Genomic DNA, 1428 nt, shown 5'->3' with positions numbered 1-1428 from the left:
GATGGTGTCCCTCGTCGTGGTGTACGGGATCAGTGGCTGGGAGTGCGCGGGCGTCTGCCCGGGGCGCACTTCCACGGGTGAGTTCCGCTCCCTGAACACGGGGCGGGCCACCGCGTAACTCTCCTTGGTGAACGGCCAGTTCAACCACGAGGAGTGCACGATGGCCCTGTCCCAGTCTGAACTGATACGGCTCCTTGAGTCACTACGCTCGACCGACGGAATCGAGCTCATCCGCGCCATCGCCGAGCGGATGGTGCAGGAGCTGATCGAGGCCGAGGCGACCGCCCGTATCGGCGCGGAGTGGAACGAGCAGACGCCAACGCGAACCAACGTCCGCAACGGGCATCGTGACAAGGTGCTGACCACGCTGGCCGGCGACCTGGACCTGGAGATCCCCAAAGTCCGCACCGGCAGCTTCTTCCCGTCGCTGCTGGAGCGACGGCGCCGCATCGACCAGGCCCTCTACGCCGTCATCATGGAGGCGTACGTGCACGGCGTCTCCACTCGCAGTGTCGATGACCTGGTCAAAGCCCTCGGCGGGGACAGCGGCATCTCCAAGTCCGAGGTCTCGCGGATCTGCCAGGCCCTGGACGAGCCATTGACCGCATTCCGAACCCGTCCTCTGGATCATGTCCGCTTCCCCTACGTCTACCTGGACGCCACCTATTGCAAGGCGCGGGTGAACCACCAGATCGTCTCCCAGGCCGTCGTGGTTGCCACCGGCATCACCGAGGACGGCAACCGCGAGGTCCTCGGGCTGATGGTCGGAGACAGCGAGAGCGAGGCGTTCTGGAAGGAGTTCCTGCGCTCCCTGCGTGAACGCGGCCTGTCCGGAGTCCGTCTGGTCATCACCGACCAGCACTTGGGCCTGGTAGCCGCGGTCCGCAAGGTCATGCTCGGCGCTGCCTGGCAGCGGTGCAGGGTTCATTTCCTGCGCAACGTCTTCAATGTGATCGACAAGGACTCCGGCGAGATGGTCGCCGCGACGATCCGCACGATCTTCACGCAGCCCACCGCCGAGCTGGTGCGCACCCAGCTGGACACCGTCGCGGACATGCTCGGCACCCAGTTCCCCAAGGTCAAAGCCATGTTGCTGGAGGCGAAGGAGGACCTGACCGCGTTTGCGGACTTCCCGCCGCGGCACTGGAAGAAGATCCAGTCCACGAATCCGCTGGAGCGGATCAACCGGGAGATCAAGCGCCGCACCGACGTCGTCCAGGTCTTCCCCAACCCGCCCGCCCTGGAACGGCTGGTCACCGCCGTGCTCTTCGAGATGCACGACGAATGGATCGCCTTCCCCCGCCGCTACCTCCCCGAAGGCAGCATGGACCAGCTCTATCCCGAACTCCACGAAAGCGCCCCCGCACTACCCAATAGTCCGAACACGCCCGCCAGTTGATCGCCTACACCACGAGAAGGGGCACCATC

At 65.3% G+C, this 1428-nt stretch carries 1 protein-coding gene; it reads left to right on the top strand.

All coding sequences use genetic code 11. The features are described 5' to 3' along the window. The first annotated feature begins 160 nt into the window (after positions 1-160). The gene (locus ACGFZQ_RS52240; RefSeq protein WP_393846515.1) at positions 161-1399 is read left to right on the top strand and encodes an IS256 family transposase; all 1239 of its coding nucleotides are present in this window, start codon (positions 161-163) and stop codon (positions 1397-1399) included. Positions 1400-1428 lie beyond the last annotated feature (29 nt).

Origin of the sequence: Streptomyces sp. NPDC048254, assembly GCF_043201895.1 — a bacterium.
GTDB lineage: Bacteria > Actinomycetota > Actinomycetes > Streptomycetales > Streptomycetaceae > Streptomyces.
Note: the sequence above shows the minus strand (reverse complement) of the source record. Positions and strands in the feature narration are given on the sequence as shown.

What these genes read in the sequence shown, in the direction of transcription:
- ACGFZQ_RS52240 (WP_393846515.1), top strand. Translation starts at nt 161, where the DNA reads ATGGCCCTGTCCCAGTCTGAACTGATACGGCTCCTTGAGTCACTACGC.